Source organism: Pseudoalteromonas sp. L23, assembly GCF_021728455.1.
GTDB lineage: Bacteria > Pseudomonadota > Gammaproteobacteria > Enterobacterales > Alteromonadaceae > Pseudoalteromonas.
In genome coordinates, this window is the sequence record NZ_JAKKCW010000009.1 from 52,779 (window position 1) to 76,486 (window position 23,708).

The 23,708-nt window shown below is 42.3% G+C and carries 23 protein-coding genes; 9 read left to right on the forward strand and 14 right to left on the reverse strand.

The window, feature by feature from the left end; translation table 11 throughout:
* The first annotated feature begins 21 nt into the window (after positions 1–21).
* The gene (locus tag L3V43_RS15230) at positions 22–396 is read left to right on the forward strand and encodes a TraR/DksA C4-type zinc finger protein (RefSeq protein WP_010606408.1); all 375 of its coding nucleotides are present in this window, start codon (positions 22–24) and stop codon (positions 394–396) included.
* Here the strand turns inward: L3V43_RS15230 and L3V43_RS15235 are convergent.
* The 11 genes from L3V43_RS15235 to L3V43_RS15280 form a co-directional block, all read right to left on the reverse strand.
* Positions 359–1,150, reverse strand: a complete 792-nt coding sequence (locus L3V43_RS15235) for a hypothetical protein (RefSeq protein WP_237123935.1) — start codon at positions 1,148–1,150, stop codon at positions 359–361. The two genes, L3V43_RS15230 and L3V43_RS15235, sit on opposite strands and share 38 nt — an antisense overlap.
* A gap of 264 nt (positions 1,151–1,414) precedes the next feature.
* The gene (locus L3V43_RS15240; protein ID WP_102056511.1) at positions 1,415–2,674 is read right to left on the reverse strand and encodes a tetratricopeptide repeat protein; all 1,260 of its coding nucleotides are present in this window, start codon (positions 2,672–2,674) and stop codon (positions 1,415–1,417) included.
* 11 nt (positions 2,675–2,685) lie between these two features.
* Positions 2,686–3,300 (reverse strand): TonB family protein, encoded by a 615-nt coding sequence (locus L3V43_RS15245; RefSeq protein WP_010606405.1) that lies wholly within the window; start codon positions 3,298–3,300, stop codon positions 2,686–2,688.
* Positions 3,300–3,704 carry a biopolymer transporter ExbD gene (locus tag L3V43_RS15250; RefSeq protein ID WP_010606404.1) on the reverse strand — a complete coding sequence of 135 codons (405 nt, stop codon included), beginning with the start codon at positions 3,702–3,704 and terminating at the stop codon, positions 3,300–3,302. Before L3V43_RS15250 ends, L3V43_RS15245 begins: the two co-directional genes overlap by 1 nt.
* Positions 3,705–3,718: 14 nt before the next feature.
* Complete coding sequence (locus L3V43_RS15255) at positions 3,719–4,243, reverse strand: MotA/TolQ/ExbB proton channel family protein (protein WP_237116924.1); 525 nt, start codon at positions 4,241–4,243, stop codon at positions 3,719–3,721.
* Positions 4,243–5,604, reverse strand: coding sequence for a MotA/TolQ/ExbB proton channel family protein (locus L3V43_RS15260; RefSeq protein WP_237116945.1), 1,362 nt, complete (start codon positions 5,602–5,604; stop codon positions 4,243–4,245). Before L3V43_RS15260 ends, L3V43_RS15255 begins: the two co-directional genes overlap by 1 nt.
* 6 nt (positions 5,605–5,610) lie before the next feature.
* Complete coding sequence (locus L3V43_RS15265) at positions 5,611–6,381, reverse strand: DUF3450 domain-containing protein (RefSeq protein WP_138582638.1); 771 nt, start codon at positions 6,379–6,381, stop codon at positions 5,611–5,613.
* A 403-nt stretch (positions 6,382–6,784) separates the two neighbouring features.
* Positions 6,785–7,024 (reverse strand): CatA-like O-acetyltransferase, encoded by a 240-nt coding sequence (locus tag L3V43_RS23715; protein WP_346656525.1) that lies wholly within the window; start codon positions 7,022–7,024, stop codon positions 6,785–6,787.
* Between the two features lie 11 nt (positions 7,025–7,035).
* Entirely contained in the window at positions 7,036–7,428 is a 393-nt protein-coding gene (locus tag L3V43_RS23720) for a CatA-like O-acetyltransferase (RefSeq protein WP_267135046.1), read from the reverse strand.
* Between the two features lie 49 nt (positions 7,429–7,477).
* Positions 7,478–8,518: a Glu/Leu/Phe/Val dehydrogenase gene (locus tag L3V43_RS15275; protein WP_102056509.1), complete on the reverse strand. Its 1,041-nt coding sequence runs from the start codon at positions 8,516–8,518 to the stop codon at positions 7,478–7,480.
* Positions 8,519–8,946: 428 nt separating this feature from the next.
* Complete coding sequence (locus L3V43_RS15280) at positions 8,947–10,473, reverse strand: fumarate hydratase (RefSeq protein WP_010606398.1); 1,527 nt, start codon at positions 10,471–10,473, stop codon at positions 8,947–8,949.
* Between the two features lie 164 nt (positions 10,474–10,637).
* On the opposite strand from L3V43_RS15280, the gene pabB reads away from it, so the two are divergent.
* The 6 genes from pabB to L3V43_RS15310 all read left to right on the forward strand — a co-directional run bounded on the left by pabB (position 10,638) and on the right by L3V43_RS15310 (position 17,554).
* On the forward strand, positions 10,638–11,987 hold the full coding sequence (gene pabB, locus L3V43_RS15285) for an aminodeoxychorismate synthase component I (protein ID WP_237116923.1): 1,350 nt from the start codon (positions 10,638–10,640) through the stop codon (positions 11,985–11,987).
* Positions 11,977–12,537 carry a CoA pyrophosphatase gene (locus tag L3V43_RS15290; RefSeq protein WP_237116922.1) on the forward strand — a complete coding sequence of 187 codons (561 nt, stop codon included), beginning with the start codon at positions 11,977–11,979 and terminating at the stop codon, positions 12,535–12,537. Before pabB ends, L3V43_RS15290 begins: the two co-directional genes overlap by 11 nt.
* A gap of 168 nt (positions 12,538–12,705) precedes the next feature.
* Positions 12,706–14,082, forward strand: a complete 1,377-nt coding sequence (locus tag L3V43_RS15295) for an L-serine ammonia-lyase (RefSeq protein ID WP_010606395.1) — start codon at positions 12,706–12,708, stop codon at positions 14,080–14,082.
* Positions 14,083–14,212: 130 nt separating this feature from the next.
* Positions 14,213–14,443, forward strand: coding sequence for a hypothetical protein (locus tag L3V43_RS15300; RefSeq protein WP_102056505.1), 231 nt, complete (start codon positions 14,213–14,215; stop codon positions 14,441–14,443).
* A 229-nt stretch (positions 14,444–14,672) separates the two neighbouring features.
* On the forward strand, positions 14,673–17,015 hold the full coding sequence (locus L3V43_RS15305) for a S8 family serine peptidase (protein ID WP_237116921.1): 2,343 nt from the start codon (positions 14,673–14,675) through the stop codon (positions 17,013–17,015).
* A 14-nt stretch (positions 17,016–17,029) separates the two neighbouring features.
* Positions 17,030–17,554: a hypothetical protein gene (locus L3V43_RS15310; RefSeq protein WP_010606392.1), complete on the forward strand. Its 525-nt coding sequence runs from the start codon at positions 17,030–17,032 to the stop codon at positions 17,552–17,554.
* A 446-nt stretch (positions 17,555–18,000) separates the two neighbouring features.
* On the opposite strand, the gene L3V43_RS15315 is transcribed toward L3V43_RS15310, so the two are convergent.
* Together L3V43_RS15315 and bamC are read right to left on the reverse strand one after the other, a co-directional pair.
* On the reverse strand, positions 18,001–19,371 hold the full coding sequence (locus L3V43_RS15315) for a YjiH family protein (RefSeq protein ID WP_010606391.1): 1,371 nt from the start codon (positions 19,369–19,371) through the stop codon (positions 18,001–18,003).
* Between the two features lie 65 nt (positions 19,372–19,436).
* Entirely contained in the window at positions 19,437–20,495 is a 1,059-nt protein-coding gene (gene bamC / locus L3V43_RS15320) for an outer membrane protein assembly factor BamC (RefSeq protein ID WP_206471591.1), read from the reverse strand.
* Between the two features lie 332 nt (positions 20,496–20,827).
* Here bamC and L3V43_RS15325 point away from each other — a divergent pair, with 332 nt between their 5' ends.
* Together L3V43_RS15325 and bcp are read left to right on the forward strand one after the other, a co-directional pair.
* Positions 20,828–21,361 carry an ACT domain-containing protein gene (locus L3V43_RS15325; protein ID WP_010606389.1) on the forward strand — a complete coding sequence of 178 codons (534 nt, stop codon included), beginning with the start codon at positions 20,828–20,830 and terminating at the stop codon, positions 21,359–21,361.
* A gap of 9 nt (positions 21,362–21,370) precedes the next feature.
* A complete protein-coding gene (bcp, locus tag L3V43_RS15330) occupies positions 21,371–21,844 on the forward strand; it encodes a thioredoxin-dependent thiol peroxidase (protein WP_102056502.1) in 474 nt (157 codons plus the stop codon).
* 85 nt (positions 21,845–21,929) lie between these two features.
* Here bcp and putP read toward each other — a convergent pair whose 3' ends face one another.
* Complete coding sequence (putP, locus tag L3V43_RS15335) at positions 21,930–23,411, reverse strand: sodium/proline symporter PutP (RefSeq protein WP_235368045.1); 1,482 nt, start codon at positions 23,409–23,411, stop codon at positions 21,930–21,932.
* Between the last annotated feature and the right edge of the window lie 297 nt (positions 23,412–23,708).

Below are 23,708 nucleotides of genomic sequence, written 5' to 3' on the forward strand. Positions count from 1 at the left end.
GTGTCGGATAGGAGAGCGCCCATGAATGAAAACACACAACACTACGAACAAAGCCTACAAGCAGAACTTGCCACACTTAGAAGCGACTTCTTGGGAGAGTTAAAAGCTTCACCCAATGAGTTTACTCATAATCTTGCCAATACCTTAGAGCTTAACCCACCTAATAAGTGGCTTGATATTGTGATGGAGAAGATAAATCCTGAGCAATTTCCACTCTATGATAGATTGATGAAAGTCGAAGCGGCATTATGCCAAATGGAAATCGGTCAGTTCGGGTATTGCTGTGATTGCGAGCAGACAATAGAACTTGAGTTGCTAGAACACGATCCAGCAACCCAACGCTGTCGCAGTTGTAAGACTAAGGCTTTAAAAAGTGGGGATATGCAGCAAAAATAGTCGCTGGGAAATAGACAAGATTAGCAATCAATTGTTGTGCTTGTTGTTCATTCAGCGCTAGTTTTGAGTTAAGCGCAACAAATGCTTGCTTTTGTGACCACCCTTGATAATGAATTCCCAAATCCACCGCCATCAAAGTCACGATTAGCGCCTTATGTTGCTCTATTGCCTTTGTACATTTTGCTACGGTCGAAGGCACATTAATAAACCCATCTCGCCAGTTGAGCCCTGCAATTCTTTGGCAGTTAGCCGGCAATAATTCCAGAATATAAGGTTGTTGAGTATCAGGCATTACCTTGAGCACACTCGCTTTGCTATTTTGATCATCAAACTTTGATAACATCGCCAAAACTTTAGTAGGTGAATCTTGAATAGCCCCATAAAAATTGAGCTTTGATTGATACCATTCTTTTCCATTGGGTAGTTGATGGAGTCCAAGCATAGCTCTTGGTTTATAATTACTCAGATAAGCTAACAAGGCCGAACGTGATGGTGCGTCAATATCCGAACTTTCAAGTTGGAGCATTAAAGTATCTCGCTCTAACCTGTTCAAGCGAATATTACTTTCATCGGCCTCTTTTAGCTTTACTTCTACAAACGCAAGCCACTTTCCAAGTTCATTGCTACTTACTTTATTTTTAACATTTTCCAGCACTGATATGTAAGCAGGCCAAGGCAAGTAGCGTTCAGGATATCTTTCCTGAATTCTTAAATAATCTAACTCTTTATGAGCCATAACATCTGGTTCATTCAACTCACTAGATAATAAGGCATGCCTTAGTTGTAAGTAACCTTCTGTGAATGGTAATACACTAATTTCATCGTCGGAGGGCTTGCTTAAACCATTATTAAGAGAAAGTAGTGAAGTTCTGAGCTCTTGGTAACTTACAGTTTGCTTCTGTTCAGTACAGCCAAAAAGGAATATAAGCGTAGCCAAAGTAAAACAGATCAGTAAATGCTTTTTCATAGTTCCACATTAAAATTTAGAATCAAAAAAGCCCCTTTCGGGGCTTTTTTACTAGAGACTTACGCCTCTACGCTGTGCTTTATCTTTGATAAAACCAGACCAACTTTTAGCAAATTTTCTAGTGCGAGGATCTTCCTGCGCTTTCAAAATTGCAGAGTAAGCTTGCTTAAACTTATCCTGATAGAAATAAGCTTCAGCCAAGTCTGTATAGGTATTGCCTTTTTTATCAGTACCGAGCTCTAACGCCTTGTTTAGTCTCACAATAGCTGCACTAAACTGCTGATCCTGAAGTAAAAGACTACCTGCTTTACCATAAAGTTCTGCGTCATTGTCAAACTTCGCAGCTTCTTCGTAATATTTAGCAGCATCGCTGATATGTTTAGCTTGGTGGTAGTAACTTGCAAGCGCTGTTACGTTCTGCTTTGTTCGTTCAATTTTGCCATCTTTGATCGCTTTTTCGAACGTTTGAGCTGCACGCCAAGGATCTTCTGTTAAAGAGTATAAGCTTCCAAGAATCTTATAATCATTCTCTTTTTCAAAATAACCTTTTTTATACGCCACCTTCATTACAGTCATACCTTTGCTGTAATCTTCGGTTTGCAAATAAAAACCACCCAGTTGTGTCCAAGCTTTCGGGTCTTCAGGGAAAACACGTACTAACTCTTCACCAACCTCTACAGCCTTTTTGAACTGTTTTAATTCAAAGTACGCCGCAACTTTCATCAGGTAGTATTGCTTATTAGGCTCTTCTACACCCGCAATCGCTTTATCAGCTGGAGCAATAACATTCGTATATTGCTTTAACTCATAATAAGCTTGAGCGATACGACCATATACTTTGGCGTCATTTTCACCAGTAAAGTCCATCCACGCTTCATAAGCCTTAATGCCTTCTGCGTACTTTTCAGTACCAAGCAAAAGGTCACCTAACAGCTTCATCAAATCGCCTTGCTCTTTGAAGTTAAGCGCGTCAGGCGCAATGGCTAGACGTGAGTATTTAATCGCTTCGGCGTAGTTTTCCTTTTGAGCATAAAGCTGGCCGAGGTAACGGTTGACTGTCGCTTTATCGAAATCATCTGAAGGATCAAGTTCGCGAAGCATTGCAATTGCTTCATCGACCTTTTCTTCATTATAGAGTTCGAACGCTTTAGCAACTTTTTTACCTACACGCTCACCCATGATCTTAGTTTTTGCCGCTTTGCGCTTCTCTATTTCTTCATAGTTAGGCGCTGCAGAAACTGAGCTTGAGTAAATACCACCAGTTAACGCTATCAAGAGAGCAAGAGCTGTAAATTTAGGTAAACTTTTCATGTCCTGCCTCCTTAATCTTGGTTTAACTTAAAGTCAAGCTGAACTGTGATGCCAGGTTGCTTTTGTGGCTTACCGTCAACAACCTTAGGACGGTATTTCCACTTGCGTAGTGCACGTTTTGCTTCGCGGTCAAAGATGCGCTTCGGTTCAGCGTCGATAACTTCAATATCGTCAACTCCACCAAGCTCATTGATTGTGAATGATAAACGTACCCAACCTTCTTTGCCATCACGAGCAGCTTGAGGTGGATATTTTGGCTCGATTCGAACGATTGGTGTTGCATCACCGTCACGACCAAACTCGCCAGGTCCAGATAAACCACCTGCGGTTCCACCTAGATCAATACTAGGCATATTAAAGCCGATATTTCCTGCAGTCGGATCAGCCGTGTCAGGCTGAGGCGGCTGCGGTTTAGGCGGCTGCTTTGGCGGTGGCGGCGGCGGCGGCGGGACACGCTTCCGCTGCTGCACCTTTGATTCAGGCGGATTCGACATAATCTCGACTACGATTTGTTCCTTTTGTACATCTGCCCTATCTGCTCCTCCGGAGATAAGATATGACATGAAAAAGAACAAGCCGAGAGTTACTGCCCCACCTGCTAGAAGTGAAAACAGAAGTCGAATCATTACTGATCTCCAGCTATTGAAATCTTCAAGTTGTCGCCAGTCGCTTTAATTTGGTCCATAACCTTAACAACTACGCCGTGTTTCGCACCTTTGTCGGCTTGAATAATAATCACGTCAGTAGGCTGTTCAGCCATTAGACTTTCAAGGTTTGCACTTACACGCTCAACATCAACCTGGCGCTTATCCATCCAAATCTCACCGTTTTCACGGATTGCGATAAAGATGTTCGCGTTTTTGGTTTTTTGTGCTTGTGCCGCTTTTGGCTTGTTAACCTCAATACCAGCTTCTTTAACAAAAGAAGTGGTTACGATGAAGAAGATAAGCATAATGAATACGATGTCTAGCATCGGCGTCATATCTACTGCTGCATCTTCCTCTTCACGAAAACGTTGTTTACGTGCCATAGTTCAATCTCTCTCTAGTGATGAGGCAAGCTATCAACTAGCTTCTCTTTAGCCATTTTCGCACGTGCTTCTAGACGCGTGCTAAAGAAAACACCTGATAGTGCCGCAACCATTCCAGCCATTGTTGGTACCGTAGCCATTGAAATGCCTGAAGCCATTAATCGCGCGTTACCCGTACCTTGAGTAGCCATTGTTTCAAATACGGTGATCATACCTGTCACTGTACCTAAAAGACCGATTAATGGACACATTGCAACCAATGTTTTGATAATCAACATGCGCTCATCTAATTTTTCAGACGCTTCAGAAATCCAAGCATCGCGGATTCTGTGTGCGTACCAAGACGTAGTATCTTGGCGGGCGTCCCACTTAGCGACGATTTCCTTATGCATTTTAGGAAATTCGCCGAGTAGGAACCAATAGCGCTCAATCATTAAAACCCACATTAGAAAGAGTGCCATTGCGACCACGTATAATACATCGCCGCCTGTAGCAACAAAATCCCTGATAGATTCCCATATCTCCATCAGGACTAACATTAGGCTTTCTCCTTCTCCGCGTGAGTAGCAACAATACCTGCGCTTTGCTCATCTAGGATGTGTAAAACCGCTTTACTACGACCATGCACAACAGCGTGAAGTAGAATTAGAGGTAGAGCTGCAATAAGGCCTAGTGCTGTTGTTACTAGCGCTAGGGAGATGTTACCTGCCATGATCTTCGGATCACCAGTACCGTAAAGTGTGATTGATTCGAATGTCATGATCATACCAACAACCGTACCTAGTAGACCTAGTAGTGGCGCGATAGCCGCTAGGATCTTGATGATGTTTACACCCATCTCGATACGTGGAGTTTCACGTAGGATAGCTTCATCAAGCTTAAGCTCTAGGTTTTCAACGTCTTGGTCTTTGTTGTCGTGATAAACTTTCAAGATACGACCAAGTGGGTTGTTTGTGTTAGGGTTATTTGCGTTTTTGATTTGCGCTTTGATTTTGCCACTAACAATGAATAGGTCTAGCATACGAACGATAGCAATCAATGCACCTAAGATAAGTAGTGCTGTAATGATGTAACCAACCGTGTCACCTTGGTGCCAGCGCTCTTCCATCGTTGCACGTTGAGTATTAAGTTGTAGTAATGAACCACGAGTCGGGTCGACTGCAACCATTACGAATTTATCAGCAGATGCACCGATTAGACGTTCAACACCACCTAGTTCACCGCTTGGCTGCTTACCAAGAGGAACAATTTGCTTGTTCTCAGCATCGTAAATAACGTAGCCGTCTTTAGTAACTAGGTTAAAGTTACCAACACGTGTTACTTCTTTAACGTTTACGTCACCATTTAGCTCAGCAACTTCAGCTTCAAACTTAGAAACTTTAGCTGATTCAGTCATTTCAGTTTGGAAAGCAATCCAAAGGTCTTCAAGTTCACGAGTAGTTGGCAGCTCTTTCGCTTCAGCTAGTGAACGAAGAACTTCAGCACGTCCTGGCTTTTCAGCACTTACAAGTGAAGCTTCGATTGAACCGATAGCGTCAGCAGCTGAACGACGTACAACACCGAACATTTCACCAAGTGTACCTTTGGCATTTTCTAGCTCAACTTCTTTTTCAGCAAGTGTGATTTCATTTTGTTTGAACTGTTCATTTAAACGCTCACCGCGTGCTTTTTCTGCAGCCAATTCACGCTTCGCTTTGTTCAACAATGCTTGTTTGTCAGCACGATCGTTTAAAAACTCTTGCTCACGTTGCTTGTTGATTTTGCCTTCAGAAATACGGTTTTGTTTAACCTGCTCTAGGATTTTGTCCAAGGCTTCAGTGTTTGCGTGTGCATTTAGCGCGGCACCAGCAGAAACTGTTAACGCTGCAGCAACTGCAAAACCTTTAAATAGTTTCTTCATCATTAATTACTCCGCGCCAAAGATAGGTAGATCGATAAGTTCAGGAGCCGCTTGCTTACGTGCAATACGGATCATGCTCTTAACTGGCTTAAGATATTCTTCGCCAAGTTGTTCCCACTGCTTAGTGTTGTTGTTCCAAACCCAAGCGTGTTTTTGGTCGAACGACTGAGCTACATATGCGATACGGCCAAGGCGTGCGAAGTCAACATTGATGTTTTTGCCGTTTTGTTCAAGAGAACCTTGGCTCGCAACGATAGTTGTACTGTAGTCAGTTTCAATCGTGTAAGCTTCAAGCACTTGACGGAACTTCTCAGAAGTAGTTACAGATGAGTTAGTCATGATGCTGCGAAGTTTCTCAACGCGCTCTAGACGTGTTTCTTGATTAAACGGAACGTCCGCTTTGATGAATTGCTCAAGCGTATCGATCATGCGATACATCAAAGGCACAACGTCCTGTTTTGTCTTGTCAATAGTACCAATTTGACGCTCAAGAGACTCAATACCTGCATTTTGATCTGCTACAAGACGTGCAACGTGATCGTTATACACTTTAAGCAGTTCTGCTTCTTCAACTAGACCACGATATTCCGCGATCATTTCTTGAGACTGACCGTAAAGGTTATCAATCTTTTCTTGAGACTTTTTAGCAGCCGTTTGAGTTTGTTGACCTACTTTTTGTATGTCATTCAAAGGATCTGCAATCACATTGCTGCTTGCAAAAGCTGTCGCGCCTAAAAGCGCCGTAGCTACAAGGCTCTTTCTGATTTTAACAGACATAGTTCCCAACCAATTAAGTAATGTTACTTTTATAATTTTCGCGCTCTCACCAACGTAAGAGCAACCCTGATATCATTTGACAGATATCAACTGTCCAATAATGCTAAATGCAACACGATGTGTCAACTTCACTGTGAAAACATTTTTTGTCTATAAATAAGTAATAATTATATACAAAACAAAAAATTAACATCAAAAACACAGCAAAATATACACAACCCTCGCAAAACCAACCTTTTGCATACGCTGTTTACAATATTTTACATCAGATTTATTCCAATAAATTGAATAGATATTCCAAATAGAACTTATGAATAATCTATAAAAACAGTAGTATAGTCAAAATTACTCATTGCACAGAACGCAAATTATTTCATCTTCTGCGAACTAACGCAAAATTTGTTTATCTGTCCCAAATCGCTTGATCTATTTTTTCCTGTAGAATTTGAACGAATTCAGCGACGTGTAGGCCATCCATTAAGGCGTGGTGGACTTCGATACAAAATGGCATCGTACCATCTGCTTTATTGTATTTTCCGAACACAAATTTTGGGATACCGAAGTCATCTCTACTGTGCCTTGCATGACCAAAACTGGAAAAAGATAGCCATGGAAGTATAGATACATGAACGCAATTTGGCACCTGACTTTCCGTTAAAATTGCTCGCTGACAAGCGGCCCATTTAATTGCTCAGTTTTACTATGCAAATTGGCACTAATAAAGCGCTTGAAATCGGTTTCAGGGGCAAGCCTTACAAATCTGAAGGTTTCATCCTTCCGCAGAAAAACACTGCTAATTTCTACCACATCATATTCGACTACTGTCCCCGCTTCGATTCGGTAACGAATGGGCGCATAGCTTTGCAAAGCCAACTGCAGTGCATACAGGCAGCTAAGAGAAAACGGCACTGTATTACGCTTACTCATTTCATAAACTCTTTCCATTTGTAAGCTGACGGTGACTGTAAAATATGGCTGGGTAAAATCATTGAAGAAGGAAAAATGTTCTTGGCGGGGCCAAGTATCAAGAGATAATTTCTTTTTCATACAAAAAAAGGGGCTCATGCCCCTCTCTGGTAATTAAACGGCGTTTTTATTATAGACCGTTTTCAATAATCTCTTGAGCTAATTTATCAGCAATAATATGCGTTGAAACTTTCTCATCTTCAGAACGCTTAAAGATTTCAGTTAGCGTGTCGTAGATGCCTTCTACGTGTTTAGTCGCTGCAGCCTCATCATAACCTTCAGGTTTTGTTTCATAGTAAACATTGATGATTCCACCAGCGTTGATCACGTAATCTGGCGCATAAAGAACACCTTTTTCACGAATGATCTCACCATGACGAGACTCTGCAAGCTGGTTGTTTGCACATCCTGCAATAATTGTGGCTTTGATACGTGGAATAGTATCGTCATTTACCGTAGCACCTAGTGCACACGGCGCATATACATCAACATCTAGATCATAGATTTCATCAATACCAACAGCAGTAGCATTGAAATCATTGACCACTCTTTGTACTGACTCTTCGTTGATATCAGTAACAAATAGCTCTGCACCCGCTTCATGGAGGTGCTTACATAAAGTGTAAGCAACTGCACCCAAGCCCTGCACGGCAACTTTGATACCAGCCAAATCTTGATGACCATACTTGTGTTGGTAAGCTGCTTTAATTCCAAGGAATGTGCCTAACGCAGTATATGGAGAAGGGTTACCGCTTTTACCTTCGAGGCCCATTACGTAGTTAGTTTCTTTATGCATTACCATTACATCACCGGTTGTGATGTTTACATCTTCAGCTGAATAGTAACTACCACCTAGGCGGTCTAGGTGTTTACCAAATGCTCTGAATAGCGCTTCTGACTTGATAGTCTTAGCATCGCCAATAATGACAGATTTGCCACCACCAAATGGTAAACGTGCAACCGCATTCTTATATGTCATCCCTTTAGACAGACGCAGTACATCATATACTGCGTCTTCATCAGAGGCATAATTCCATAGACGACAGCCACCTACAGCTGGACCTAGCTTAGTGTTATGTACCGCGATAATAGCTTTAAGGCCTGATGCTTCGTCTGAACAGAATACGACTTGTTCATGGTTATCAAATTCAACTTGGTTAAATACAGCCACTTTCTTCTTCTCCAAAAATTATCTATCCCATACGGGTAAGCTCTTAGGTGTGACTTTGCGTTCAATACCACACTAAGGGCAAATAGCGCTGAAATTGGCAAGACTCTATCACTAACTCTAGCACCATTCCACAAATTGAGATGATATAAACCCAATTCAAAGCAAATACAAATATTTAATTCAAAAGAAAAGAAGAAAAAGGAAAAACAAACCAAAAGTAAAAACCTTAAAGGAATTTTAATTTAACTTATTGAGCTTTTCTGAAGTTACTGTTTACGTAAACGGAAGGCTAATAAGCATTGTAAACATATCAGTACAAAAAAGGAGGCTGCTAGCCTCCTCAATAATGCTTCGGATCGTCACTTTAACACCGAAGACAAATATTTAAGTGGAAAGTACCTATATGCTCTCCACTAACGCAAAACTGATCAACTAAGTTTGCTATCTAACTCTTCAATTCGTGCTTTCCAAATTGCAGGGCCTTGGGTATGCGCATTCTCACCATTGCTATCAACGGCAACCGTCACCGGCATGTCTTCTACTTCAAATTCATAAATAGCTTCCATACCTAAGTCTTCAAACGCCACAACACGAGATTTCTTAATTGCCTTAGCCACTAAGTACGCTGCGCCACCTACAGCCATAAGGTATACGGCTTTATTCTGTTTGATTGACTCGACAGTTGCTGGACCGCGCTCGGCTTTACCGATCATGCCGATAAGACCCGTTTTCTCTAACATTAGATCAGTAAACTTATCCATACGTGTAGATGTGGTAGGACCTGCAGGTCCCACGACTTCATCGCCAACAGCATCCACAGGACCCACGTAATAGATGAACTTATTAGTGAAATCGACACCTTCTGGCAAGCCTTGACCAGAATTCATCATTTCTTGCAGACGTTTATGCGCTGCATCTCGACCAGTTAAGATCTTGCCAGAAAGCAGGACAGTTTCACCCATTTTCCATTCTTGGATATCTGCTTTGGTCAAAGTATCTAAATTGACACGACGCGTATCTTCACCTACTTCCCAAGTCACTTCTGGCCAATCTTCGAGCTTTGGTGCTTTTAGATCTGCAGGACCTGAACCATCTAGTGTGAAATGTACGTGGCGTGTAGCGGCACAGTTAGGGATCATTACCACTGGCTTAGACGCTGCGTGTGTTGGTGCTGTTTTGATTTTAACGTCAACAACGGTTGTTAAACCACCAAGGCCTTGTGCGCCAATGCCTAGCTTATTTGCACGTTCAAAAATTTCTAGACGCAGTTTTTCTTCTGCAGTTTCGGCACCGCGTTCCATCAGCTCATGGATATCAACCGGATCCATTAAGGATTCTTTTGCCAGTACAGCCGCTTTCTCTGCTGTACCACCGATACCTATACCTAGCATGCCCGGAGGACACCAACCAGCCCCCATTGTCGGTAATGTTTTTTCTACCCACTCTGCAACATCATCTGATGGATTTAGCATCACCATTTTAGTTTTGTTTTCAGAGCCGCCCCCCTTCGCTGCAATCATCACTTCAACTTCAGCACCAGGTACTAAGTCAATGTGTACTACCGAAGGCGTATTGTCTTTGGTGTTTTTACGGCTACCTGCTGGATCGGCAACGATTGATGCACGTAGCGGGTTATCTGGGTTCATATAGGCACGACGAGTTCCCTCATCTACCATTTGTTGTACCGTCAAGTCAGTTTTATCCCACTTAACGTCCATACCGACTTTAACAAAGCAAGTTACTATCCCAGTGTCTTGACACAGCGGGCGCTTACCTTCTGCTGACATGCGTGAGTTAATTAAGATCTGTGCAATTGCATCTTTCGCGGCCTTACTTTCTTCTTTTTCGTAGGCTTTTTCTAATGCTTGGACAAAATCAAGTGGGTGGTAAAATGAGATATATTGAAGCGCATCTTCAATGCTATCAATAAAGTCTTGCTGACGGATTGTACTCATGACGGTTCCTCAATTTTCGACGGTATTTTTTGGTATTGAAACTTTCGCTGGCAATTGTTGTTATTCAGCGTCAGAAAGTCAATTTCAATACCTTAAACTATGGAATAGCAGGTAACTATGATAACCTCCCCGCCCGTTTGGGGCTAGCTTTGCAGGTCAAGTAAATGATAAACGAGCGAATAAACTGTACGAAATTAGACATTAGGCACAATGCACTAGAATTATTTGAACACTTTGCAAACGAATCTCAGGCTATCCTGTTAGATTCAAGCGACTCTGATCACATCAATAGCCGCTACGATATCATTGCGATTGCACCAATTAATTTGCTTGAAGCTAAAGACGGAAATGTATTTTTAGACGGCGAACTGCAGAGTAATTCTATTTTCACTGTGATGAAAGGTAAGCTTGCCCAGTTTAGTAATTACAGTGCTCCTTATGATTTACCTTTTAACGGCGGTTGGCTTGGTTATTTTGGCTATGATCTCGGCCGTTATATTGAACACATACCACATTGTGCGGAACATGATATTAAGCTACCCGACGCCTGTGTTGGTTTGTATCCAGACGCGCTAATTTATGACAAAGTACACAAAACTTGGTTTTATGTGTCGCAACCTGATACACAAAGGCTAGAAATGTATTTGCAGCGGCTCAAAGACGCCTCAGCGTTCGAGCCATTTAGACTGACGTCACAATGGCAGTCAAACATGACTAGAGCACAATACGAGCAAAACTTTGAGCGCATTCAATCTTATTTGTTAAGTGGCGACTGCTATCAAATAAACCTAGCACAGCGATTCACTGCTAACTTTGAAGGCACTCCGTGGCTCGCGTATAAAAAGCTTCGAAACCACAACCAAGCGCCTTTCTCAGCATTTTTTAACTTAGGCAATAGTGCTATTGTTTCTGTGTCGCCAGAGCGCTTCATCCAAGTTAAAAACAATATTGTAGAAACTAAACCGATTAAAGGCACCCTGCCAAGGTTACCAAATACTGACGCCGATAAAGCGCAAGCTGAAAAACTGAGAAACAGCAGCAAAGACCGAGCCGAGAATGTCATGATAGTAGACCTACTACGTAACGACTTGGGTAAAGTGGCCAAGCCGGGTTCTGTCGCGGTTCCATCACTCTTCGCTATCGAGAGCTTCCCTGCTGTTCACCATCTAGTCAGTACGGTAACGTCCAAACTGGCAGAAGGAAAATGTGCTGTTGATCAACTCGAAGCCGCCTTCCCCGGTGGCTCCATAACAGGTGCACCTAAGATCCGCGCCATGGAGATCATCGAAGAGCTCGAGCCTCACAGACGCAGCGTTTATTGCGGCTCAATTGGTTACCTCAGCGCCTGTGGCAACATGGATACCTCTATCACTATCAGAACCCTAGTTTGTCATCAAAATAAGATACATTGCTGGGCAGGTGGTGGCATAGTCAAAGACTCTCAAGTACAGTTAGAGTTTGAAGAGACTTACCACAAAGTGAATAAAATTCTCCCGGTATTAAATGAAGATTGATCAGGTAATATCGCAATTTATGTTGGCGCCCATCATGGCGCAAACACCAACCTCACTGCATACTCTAAAGCAAAGTGCGGTGCTTATTCCCATTGTTGATGTAAACGCTCGAGCCCACCTGTTGTTTTGCAAACGCAGCAGCGAATTGCCGAGCCACCCGAATCAAATTTGCTTTCCTGGCGGCAAAGTCGAACAACAAGATAGCAATATCATCAACACAGCACTGCGCGAAACCGAAGAAGAGATAGGTCTGACAATCTCTGAGTCTCAAGTACTGGGCATATTGCCGTTTATGCAAACGCTCACCGGTTACCAAATCACCCCCGTTGTTGCTTCTGTACAACAAGATGCGACTTGGGTGAATCAAAGCGACGAAGTACAACAAACCTTTACAGTGCCATTAAACCAATTAAGCACGGCCAAGAATTGGCGAACCTTCCATTTTACCAATAAAGGCAAACCCGTTTCACTCGACGGATTTATGACACCACATGGCTTACTGTGGGGCGCAACGGCAAAAATCGTCAAACAGTTCACCGCCCTATTTTAGCCCTTAACTGGTAAGACCTTTTTTAAAATCCACCTCCACCTTGCAGATTAGAGACCTTTCTATCATGCTTACTGCAAAACTGGCATATACTTTTGCCGATTATGGGTTACTTCCCTAAGTAGACACGTTATGATGGCGTCCGTTTTAAAGGCAATGTGAGTAAAATTTATGATCAGTGCATTCGATATGTTTAGTATCGGTATTGGACCTTCTTCCTCTCATACAGTGGGACCAATGCGTGCTTCTAGGTTATTCGTACAAGACCTTCAGGCACAAGGCATCGTTGATGATATCACTTCGGTGAAAGTGGAACTGTTCGGTTCTTTAGGCCAAACAGGTATTGGCCACGGCTCTGGCAAAGCTGTTATTTTGGGACTTGCGGGTTACGATCCTGAGACCATAGATGCAGATCTAGTACCAGAGATCTTAGAAACCATAGAAAATGAACAGGTTATCTATCTCGACAAGCAACATAAAGTAAAATTTCCTAAGCAAGGCGCGATTGTTTTTCACCGTCGAAAAACGCTGCCTAAGCACTCCAATGCAATGGAAATCAAAGCGTATAAAGGCGAAGAGCTTGCTCATAGCCAAATTTACTATTCGATTGGTGGTGGCTTTATCGTTACCGATCAGAATTTTGAAGCTGAAAAGCAAGCTGCGCTAGATATCAGAACAGAAAACCCGGCACCTTACCCATTCAATTCAGCCGCCGAACTACTGGAAATGTGTAAAGAGTCTGGTCTCAGTGTGTCTTCGTTAATGATGGCCAACGAGAAAACGCTACGTAAAGAATCTGAAATCAAAGAAACGCTATTCCACATCTGGCAAGTAATGAAAGCTTGTATTGAACGTGGTATGAAAACCGAAGGTATTTTACCGGGCGGTTTAAAGGTTCGTCGTCGTGCACCTAGCCTGTATTTAAAACTCAGTGTAGAAACGCACCAAGATCCACTGCGCGCAATGGATTGGGTGGATTTGTTTGCACTTGCAGTTAATGAAGAAAATGCAGCGGGCGGCCGCGTAGTAACCGCACCAACCAATGGTGCAGCCGGTATTCTTCCAGCGGTGTTAATGTACTATCACACTTTTATCAAAGAAGTGGATATAGAGATTGCCACACGTTATCTACTTACCGCAGCGGCGATTGGGATCTTATATAAGAAGAATGCCTCTATATCTGGCGCTGAAGTTGGATGCCAAGGTGAAGTAGGTGTTGCGTGTTCAATGGCTGCTGGCGCTCTTACCGAAATCATGGGTGGTAACGTAGTACACGTTGAGAACGCCGCTGAGATTGGTATGGAGCATAATCTAGGCCTAACCTGCGATCCTGTCGGTGGGCTTGTGCAAGTTCCGTGTATTGAGCGCAATGCAATGGGTTCTATTAAAGCCATTAATGCTTCTCGTCTTGCTTTGCGCGGAACGGGCGATCAAAAAGTATCACTAGATAAAGTGATTAAAACGATGCTTGATACCGGTAACGATATGAAAACTAAATACAAGGAAACCGCGCGCGGTGGATTGGCGGTAAACATTATTGAGTGCTAGTTGACAATTGTCAGTTCACTTTACAGATGACTTAATGGCATCATGATGGTAAATCATGATGCCATTTTTTATCGTCACTACAATGAATTCGTCATGATATTACTTATCAACAAAAAGGAGTAAATTGGCTATGTCAGGCACTACAATGGTTTTTTTGATTGTACTTATTAGTGTTGGTGGAGGAATAATTAGCGAAATCTATAAACGCCGCTTGGAATTTAAAAAAATAGACGCACAAAGAACAAAGGTGCATGATGAGCTACACTCAGAGATTACTGCATTAAAAGCAAGAGTGGCAACACTGGAGCAAATTGTTACCGATGAAGGTTATCAAGTTAAAAAAGATATAAATAACTTATAAAAGAATACGGCTAATAACGCTACTAGGCAAAGGAAAGGAGTCCTTTCTGGTTAATTTTTTCATCTCTTGTTACTGTTTACATTTGTTTTCAAAGAAGATAACCAATTGAATTAAATGATAAAAAAACACCTCTGATTACACTTTATTTACAAAACTTAAAATTATATAATTGCTAACATTAATTTACTTGAGTACATTCGTTACTGCAAAGTGTACAAAGGTAAATAATATGAATAACAATAAATTCAAATACACCGCTTTATCCGCAGCGATAGTAGTAGCACTATCAGCTTGTGGTGGAAGCGATAACAACAATAATAGTTCAGCTCAAGAGCTAGATCATGCACCTCAGGCTGGTGTTACCCAGCTAGAAAATGTAAAACATTGGCAGACCATTTCGGGCTCAATTCAAGCCTCCGACGCAGATAGTGACAATCTATCAATTACAATATTTGACGGTGAGACAGAGATTTCGCCTGTAGATAATGTTTACACTTTTCCTCATGGTATTTTAACGCTAAAAAGTCTAACCGCTTTTGATTACTTGCCAATATCTGGCGAAGCGGCAACTATTAAGTACACTGTTACTGCAAAAGGAAAGTCAGCCAACGGTAGTATTGAGATCCCAGCATCACTAACTGACCCTCTTGCTTACCAGCAATGGCACCTAAATAATACGGGTCAAAAGGCTTACGCACTGAGTGATGCGATGAAAAAAGGCTTGGTCGACCTTTACGTCGGTCGTGGCATTATGACTGAAGAACAAGCGATTGAGTACTGGAATAGTGAATTTGCGGATGCAGAATCAAACATCTTAGTCGCTGGTGAAGATATGAATGTACCAGCAGCATTTGCCCAGGGTGTAACGGGCGAAGGTGTGACAGCCGTTGTCGTTGACTCAGGCCTAGAAATTAGACATGAAGATTTGGCTCCTAACGTTTTGCCAAATCGCTCTCTTAACCTACTTGACAATGCGCTTGATAAAACTGACCCTACGAGCACAGCGACTAATGGTGACCACGGGACTAGTGTTGCAGGTCTAATTGCATCTAAAGGCTGGAACGGCCTAGGCGGCCGTGGTGTTTCGCCTGATACTGGTCTTATCGGAATGAATTTACTAGCTAGCGGTGACAAGACACCAAAGCAAGATCTTTTAGTTCATGGCTTTCCTGGCTCTGGGATAACAGAAAGTGAGTCTATTTCTGTATTCAACCGCAGCTATGGCCTTACCTACCCTGTTCAATTTAGTTATTCGGAACTTGATGAAGCAATTGAATCTTATCCAAACAGGAAGCTTCGTTCAGGCAAAGGTGCTACTAACGTAAAATCAAGTGGTAATAGTTTTGTAAGTGAAGACTTAGAAGGCTCATTTTGTGATGACAATGGTGCAAATGACTTAGGATTAACCTGCTACAATAGCAACAGTGAAAGTAGCCAAGGGCACCCTTACTATTTCTCTATTGGTGCCGTTAACTCAAATGGTAAACATACTAGTTACTCAAGCGCTGGGGCAAACCTGTTAGCAGCAGCTCCTGCTGGGGAATATGGCCGTTGGGCTCCTGCAATGGTTACGACTGATCCAATGACATGTTTAAGTGGTAGTTCTGGTTATACTGGTCGCGCAATCGCCAGTTGGACAGGAGCTTATGGAGAGGAGTTCGCTGCAAGCCAATACCCATTCGATTACCCTGGACATCCAGAAAACCCTAACTGTAATTACCGTTCAACCATGAATGGAACCTCTTCTGCAGCACCAAACGCTTCAGGCGTGATCTCTCTGATCCTATCAGCGAACAGTGAGCTGACTTGGAGAGATGTACGTCATATCATTGTGTCAACAAGCACCAAAAATGACGCCGAAAATGCGCCAGTAACGGTGCCAGTAGGCGCTGGTGAATTTATCGCGCATGATGGCTGGGTAGAAAACGCAGCTGGCTATAGCCATAATAACCTTTATGGTTTTGGCCGTGTAGATGCCGGTGCAGCAGTTAAAATGGCCAAGTCTTACTCAACTAAACTTGGTGAAGAAGTTATTACAGATTGGATTGGCCAAGGCTCCGTAATGGGTCAAGATTCTCTAGAGATGGCAATCCCTGATAACAGTGAAGTTGGTGCCACTTACAAAGTGACTGTCTCAGAGGACATCAACGTTGAAGCTATCCAATTCAAACTGGATGTATTTAACGATGAGTTTGGTATGGGAATTCAAAATGATGAAGCTGTTATACAGTCTACAGCTGGTTCTGACTTGGCAATTGAAGTTATCTCTCCGAGCGGTACGAGAAGCGTTTTATTATCATCTAGACAAGCACTGATACGCCCTGCATATGATTTTAGCGGTGCTGGCTTCCAGATTGGCTATATCCTAAAAAATGGCGTATTTTTATCAAACAGCTTCTATGGTGAGTCAGCTAAAGGAGAGTGGACAATTCGCTTGTTCGACGTGTCAAACAAGTCGTTTGCGACGACTAGCACAGGTGATATTGTCTACGATGGATACGTAAACAATTCAACGCCATCAAAACTGATGGGTGCAGCTGTACGTATCTTTGGCCATCAATCTGCTGAGTAATTGGAGTGTATACTATGAACAAGTTAAAAATCGCGGCATTAATTACAACTTCACTATTCTTAACTCAAGCAGAGGCTCGAGACAACTTGACTCCTAAACTGGAGAAAGCAAACAAAGTGGCAAATTTTGAAAAGCCTGATTTTGGTGCTTATAAGATTATGTCTGACTATGCATTAGTTCCGTTAGCCATTGCAGATCCTAGTGCTGTAATTAGCCAAAAAGGTGAAAAAGCGCTAGTCAAGTCGACGTCTATCAGCCAGTTATTTACTAAAGGCTCTTTAGTTAAAAATATATTCAATGGTGAGATTGCTCCAGTATCTGGTAACATCAACCTGCTTATGAAAGACAATGCGTCTGCACGCGAATTAGCAAGTGAGTACGGCGTTGCTGTTGAAAATACGTATGACGGTGGCCGAATTGCTGTTGTTAGTGTAAACAGCAACCAAGATTTACTAGGTAAACTTGCTGAACTGAAGCAATCAGGAAAGGTAGTTGAAGCTAGAATTGAAGTGTTAGGTACTTTATACACATCTAGATAATTTTCCTGTCAAACACTAATTTTTCTCAAGCCTCATTTAGAATGGGGCTTTTTTACGCTTCAAAAGCCTAATACACTGATGACTATATTTTCTGCTCCCCCTAAAACCTCAGATATGGCTAGATCAAAAGTGACCTCCGTATTTTGAAATCCATTATTTTATAACTAACCTAAACTCGTATACTTACTATTCTTTATAAAATTGCCTATTAAAAATACAAGCATTGGCTGAAACTTAAGTTATACCAATTTAGGCCCCGTGCCTTAGGCTATAGCTTTAGCGATGATTGCTCGAGGAGGGAATTTAATAGCTTATTTTTAGTACCAATTGGTTATGGGGAGAAATAGAATAATGAATATCTGTATGAAGTTAGTCAACTGACCCACAATATTTAGGCGGGTAAATATTGTGGGTTATCAGTATACTCTGTTACTGAGTGTCCTGTTTTAGCCAACTAACCACTTGGCCATGAAGACGATGACAGGCAGAGTAACAAGTGTTCTCAAGATAAAGATTAGGAATAGCTCCCATAAGTTCACCGGGATTTTGCTGCCAAGCAGCAACGCGCCAACTTCTGACATATAAATAAGCTGAGTTACGCTCATGGCAGCAACGATAAATCGGGTGGTATCGCTTTCAATGGAACCTGCGGCAAGAATTGACGGAATAAACATATCCGCAAAGCCGACAACGATTGTCTGCGCGGCCTTTTCTGCCTCTGCCACATTGAGTAGCTCGAGGTAAGGAACGAAAGGTGTGCCTAAATATTGAAATACTGGCGTATGCTCAGCAATAATCAACGCAAAAGTACCTACAGCCATCACTACAGGTAACACAGCAAACACCATATCTAATGCGTTGTGCAGGCCTTCTTCTAGTGTTCCTTTCACCCCTGGAGCCGTTTTAGCCTTGGTAAGCGCTATATCTAGGGAGTGGCTAAACAACCCCTTCCCTTTAGGCACAGCTTCAGAATCTTCATTATGATCACTACCATCAACATAAATATCTTTTTTAAATCTGAGCGGTGGTAAACGCGGCACAATAATCGCGGCAACAAAGCCAGCTGCGCATACGGTAAGATAAAATGGAGCAAACAGGTGTTCAAGTTTGACTTGGCCAATAACGACTAAGCAAAAAGTGATTGAAACCGCAGAGAATGTAGTACCAATGATTGCCGCTTCTCGTTGTGTGTAATGCTTATCTTCGTATTGGCGAGCGGTCATCAAAATACCGACACTGCCATCACCAAGCCAAGATGCAACACAGTTTACTGCACTACGTCCTGGCACCCCGAATAAAGGGCGCATCACTTTGGTCAGAAGCGTACCAACCATCTCAAGCAAGCCAAAGTTAAGCAGGAGTGGCAGCAATAGTCCGGCTAAAATGAATACACAAAATAGCACGGGCAAAAGATCATTGAGCACTAACGCCCCTGTATTTTCCGAATGGATCGCTTCTGGACCAACACCATTGAAGGTAAGCACAATAAACACCATACCAACTAGTCGGGTTATTAACCAAATCCAGCTTACATCGAATAGGTGTCTTATTATGGTTATTTTTAATAGCGCTTGGGGTCTTAGGAGTTTAACCACCAGACTCATGATCCCAGTAATACATACTATTGCAACGATCATGTCTTTCATAAAAGGGGCTAGTTGCGCTTGCAACCATTTTGCCATCACTGCAATCGGGATAGTCATTGCCTCCCCGACCGCTACTGGCGTCATAAACAAAAAAATACCAATCAATGACGGTACGATAAACGCAAACCACGTTTGTAAAGTGGAGCGTGGTGTCATAGTGCTCTCTGTCATTTTTTACTTCCACAAAAACAAAGAAAAGAGCCGAAGCTCTTTTCGTTTTTAAATTATTATATTTATTAAATCGTTAGACCTTTTTGCCTTAGCAAAGTGATCAAGGCTTGATGCAGGTTATTCATGGTGTTTGCATCAAGTACCTTCCCCTCGCTATCCTTCCAGGTAATGGAAGTACGCGTGTCCTGCGCTTGAGCGATCTTTATCGTGTAATCACCATTATCAATCGGTAATACAACCGCTTCTTCACCCCAAATAGAATCCCAAACACTGCTTTCAGGCGCTTCGTAACGAACCAAAACTTCCTGCTTTTCCCTATCGACACGAACAACCGTAAAGTTACTTCTTTCTAGGAAGTTAGAGAAGCGATCAAGTACCGCTTCTTGACCTTTTTCAGTCAGCAGCGCCGAATCACCATTCTTGTCAAACCCAAGTTCAAGTGCCAGTACACCTTGGCGCTTACGCATTTCAACTTGTAGTAAACGATATTGATAGTCAAATTCGGTCACAACTTCATTAAGCGCTCGTACCTCTAAGTGGTTCTTTTGAAGCGCAGTTAACTCGTCATCGCCTTGATAATCTATCAACTCTGCACGAATTGATGCGGTACGCTGGTGCTCTTTCTGTTCAAGGGTAAATTTAAATTTTTGCTTAGACGGCTCTACACTTTCTTCCCAAAACCAGCCGTCTTTTGGTTGGATCAGTGAATACCAAGTTGTCGTCACTGTCCCTTGTGCCTTGTTATCACTTTCAAACCCAGCGTTATGCATTGCGACGACGCCGTCCACGGCGCGCCAAATAAATGCTGGTAAATCCTCTATCCCATCATTTTTATCAAAATAAATCCTTGCGGCGTCTTCACCCTGCTCGACCCAACTACCTTGCGCAACCGTCAATACTTGCTGCGGTGCACGATAACTTACCGGCTCGGCCGTGTTCTCATATTGACCAACTGGCATGGCAAACTCAGGATCTCGGTAAGGTTGAGACAAGCCTTCAGGGGCTTTCACCGGAGCATTTGCACGATAATTTCTTTCATGATGTGCATCATTTGTGAAAATACTACAGCCGCTTAGACTCACGGCAATTCCAAGAACCAGTGATTTTGGGATCCAATACTGCACTCATTTACTCCTTAGCAAACCCTATTATTATTCGAATCAAAGTTATGATTTAGGATTGCCGAATTGGTTCACACAAAGTTGCCAAAAATTGACAATCTCTGAATTGTTAGTGCTATGACATCGAATGTCCCATCAAATATATTGGGAACACGTATTTCATAGCCAAAATTTTGCCCTATGTTACTTGTCATACATTAGAAAAACAAGCAACCATGTCCAGCAAGCACAATTCTATTTTTTATTACAACGCGCTAGCGCTAAAACTCAGATATGGTAGTATTTCGCGTTAATTATTAACCTTGAGCGCATTACGTGAAATCAGAGGTTCCAAAATGACCATGCATGCAAACCATCAACTTGTCTTAACCGCCATTGGAGAAGACAGATCTGGTATTGTTGGCGAATTGACACAGCTTGTGAGTGACTGCAACTGTAATATTATTGACAGTCGAATTGCAATATTGGGCAATGAGTTTACCTTTATCATGCTACTTGCCGGTGACATGGCGTCTATCAGTCGTGTCGAGCACACTTTACCTGCCAAAGGGATGGAGCTTGGCCTTTTAACGATGATGAAACGCACCGCAAGCCATCAACAAGGCGAATACAGTGCAGGTTATACTTTGGAATATGAAGGGTTAGATACTCCTGGTACGTTAAGTAAAGTAACACGCTATTTCGCAGCGCAAGGGGTGAATATTTGTTCACTGAAATCAGATACCTTTGAGCAAGAAGACGAGCTACATATGCGCTGCGAGCTCGAGTTTAATATTCCTGTAGATGTGGATATCGATAACTTTAAAGTTCAGTTCGAAGATCTTTCACACTCCTTAAACGTAGACTATATATTCAGACGCATTCGCTAAGGATTTACTATGAATACTTTGAAAGTCGGTGATAAAGCACCATTATTCTCACTGCAAAACCAAAACGACGAGACCGTTGAGCTTGCTACTTTATTAAAGTCACATCAAGTTTTAGTCTATTTTTACCCTAAAGCATTGACCCCAGGCTGTACCGTTCAAGCTGAAAATCTGCGTGACCACAAAACTGAACTGGCTGAATTAAACACCGTAGCCGTTGGCATTAGTCCAGATGCTGTGAAAAAGTTAAAGAACTTTGAAAACAAAAAAGAGCTTAACTTTGACTTACTTTCGGATGAAGACCACACGGTAGCCGATGAGTTTGGTGTGTGGGGCTTAAAGAAATTTATGGGTAAAGAGTATGACGGTATTCATCGCCTATCTTTCTTAGTCGGTCAAGACGGTACCATCAAGCACGTGTTCAATAAGTTTAAAACCAAAGACCACCATGAAGTCGTGATTAACCACTTGAAAGAACACGCTTAAAGTGACTCGTTAAGCCGTATATACGTATATTTGAGAAATAAAAAACGGAGCTGAATGCTCCGTTTTTTGTCCGCTTCAACCGACTTTAATCAAGCGCGTTTTCTACTTTATTAAATAAGGTAGTGATCTCTTTACTTGGTTCCTTGGTCAGTAGGCTAACAGCAAAGATAGCGACTGTCGCAACAATAAATCCTGGGACAATTTCATATAATGTCGCACTAAGCGGCTCGCCATTATAAGTAAACGGACCGTAGATCCATACCAACACAGTCACCGCACCAGATACCATGCCGGCGAGTGCTCCAGCAAAGTTCATACGAGACCAGAATAAGCTTATCAATACTAGCGGGCCAAATGCCGCACCAAAACCAGCCCAAGCATTACTCACAAGATCTAGAATCGAGCTATCTCTGTCGTACGCAAGATAAATGGCAGCAAGCGCTACAACTAGTACACTGATACGACCAACAAGCACAAGTTCTTTATCCGAAGCATTTTTGTTCAAGAATATCTTATAAAAGTCTTCAGTTAACGAGCTCGAACTCACTAATAACTGCGAAGAAATGGTACTCATAATTGCGGCAAGAATAGCTGCAAGTAAGAATCCCGCAATCAATGGGTGAAACAATAACTGGGATAAAATCAAGAAAATGGTCTCAGCATCGTCTACAACAATCCCATGCTCATGTGCATAAGCAGCACCAAACAAACCAGTGCCCACGGCACCGAGAGCTGCGACTATCATCCAGCTCATACCTATACGGCGCGCTGTTGGCATATCTTTAACACTTCGAACAGACATAAAGCGCACGATAATATGGGGTTGACCAAAATATCCAAGACCCCAAGACATTGCAGAAATAATGCCTATTGCGCCAGCTGATCCCACCCAAGTTAACATCGACGGATTTAACTCGTTCAGTGTTTGAGAAAGTGGATTATCGAGTAATGAGAAGGTAACTACAGGCACTAAAATCAAAGCGATAAACATGATACAGCCTTGGACAAAGTCAGTCAGACTTACCGCTAAAAAGCCACCGAATAAAGTATAAAGCACAACAACACTAGTTGTGATATATAAGCCGCTCTCATAACTCATGCCAAATGAACTTTCGAACAGCTTGCCACCGGCAACCACGCCAGAAGAGGTATATAGCGTGAAGAAAACAATGATCACTAACGCAGAGACTATTCTTAACGCATTTCCTTTATCTTCGAAACGATTGGCAAAATAGTCAGGAATGGTGATCGCATCATTTGCATACTCTGTGTAAACACGCAGGCGCGGAGCGACCAATAAATAGTTGAGCCAAGCACCAATCACAAGGCCAATTGCAATCCATGTACTGCTAAAACCATAGAGGAACATTGCGCCAGGTAGACCCATCAAGATCCAACCACTCATGTCGGATGCACCTGCTGAAAGAGCTGCTACACTTGGTGGCAGACTACGGCCACCCAACATGTAGCCAGACACATCACTGGTCGACTTTTTATATGCATATAACCCAATTCCCAGCATCGCAATAAAATACAGTGCGAGAGAGATTATCGTACCAATCTCCAAATTAGCCTCCTAAATTGTTAGTTGGGCTCTTCTCCAAATGTGAGCTTTTTCTATCACTTAATTATTCGATTTCTAACTCACTTTGAATAAAAGCCAAAAACATAAAGACCTCACTATAACACGCACAAACCATACACCCAACCACCTGAGACTATTGACCAAAATAGTATTTTATTTGTACCTAATTCAACTGGTTAATTATCATTCACCCTATGCTCTGTATTTACCCATATTCTGTAAACTCAATTTCCCAGCGTGACCTGACTGCGCTTTTACCTTATATTAAAGCCAATAGCA

Bases quoted from the DNA above. Each gene is read 5' to 3' on its own strand.
- L3V43_RS15255 (WP_237116924.1), bottom strand. From the start codon at position 4,243: ATGTTAGTCCTGATGGAGATATGGGAATCTATCAGGGATTTTGTTGCT.
- L3V43_RS15265 (WP_138582638.1), bottom strand. From the start codon at position 6,381: ATGTCTGTTAAAATCAGAAAGAGCCTTGTAGCTACGGCGCTTTTAGGC.
- bcp (WP_102056502.1), top strand. From the start codon at position 21,371: ATGAATACTTTGAAAGTCGGTGATAAAGCACCATTATTCTCACTGCAA.
- L3V43_RS15280 (WP_010606398.1), bottom strand. From the start codon at position 10,473: ATGAGTACAATCCGTCAGCAAGACTTTATTGATAGCATTGAAGATGCG.
- L3V43_RS15250 (WP_010606404.1), bottom strand. From the start codon at position 3,704: ATGGCACGTAAACAACGTTTTCGTGAAGAGGAAGATGCAGCAGTAGAT.
- L3V43_RS15295 (WP_010606395.1), top strand. From the start codon at position 12,706: ATGATCAGTGCATTCGATATGTTTAGTATCGGTATTGGACCTTCTTCC.
- L3V43_RS15230 (WP_010606408.1), top strand. From the start codon at position 22: ATGAATGAAAACACACAACACTACGAACAAAGCCTACAAGCAGAACTT.
- L3V43_RS23720 (WP_267135046.1), bottom strand. From the start codon at position 7,428: ATGAAAAAGAAATTATCTCTTGATACTTGGCCCCGCCAAGAACATTTT.
- L3V43_RS15315 (WP_010606391.1), bottom strand. From the start codon at position 19,371: ATGACAGAGAGCACTATGACACCACGCTCCACTTTACAAACGTGGTTT.
- L3V43_RS15240 (WP_102056511.1), bottom strand. From the start codon at position 2,674: ATGAAAAGTTTACCTAAATTTACAGCTCTTGCTCTCTTGATAGCGTTA.
- L3V43_RS15310 (WP_010606392.1), top strand. From the start codon at position 17,030: ATGAACAAGTTAAAAATCGCGGCATTAATTACAACTTCACTATTCTTA.
- L3V43_RS15290 (WP_237116922.1), top strand. From the start codon at position 11,977: ATGAAGATTGATCAGGTAATATCGCAATTTATGTTGGCGCCCATCATG.
- pabB (WP_237116923.1), top strand. From the start codon at position 10,638: ATGATAAACGAGCGAATAAACTGTACGAAATTAGACATTAGGCACAAT.
- L3V43_RS15245 (WP_010606405.1), bottom strand. From the start codon at position 3,300: ATGATTCGACTTCTGTTTTCACTTCTAGCAGGTGGGGCAGTAACTCTC.
- L3V43_RS15325 (WP_010606389.1), top strand. From the start codon at position 20,828: ATGACCATGCATGCAAACCATCAACTTGTCTTAACCGCCATTGGAGAA.
- L3V43_RS15260 (WP_237116945.1), bottom strand. From the start codon at position 5,604: ATGAAGAAACTATTTAAAGGTTTTGCAGTTGCTGCAGCGTTAACAGTT.
- L3V43_RS15300 (WP_102056505.1), top strand. From the start codon at position 14,213: ATGTCAGGCACTACAATGGTTTTTTTGATTGTACTTATTAGTGTTGGT.
- L3V43_RS15305 (WP_237116921.1), top strand. From the start codon at position 14,673: ATGAATAACAATAAATTCAAATACACCGCTTTATCCGCAGCGATAGTA.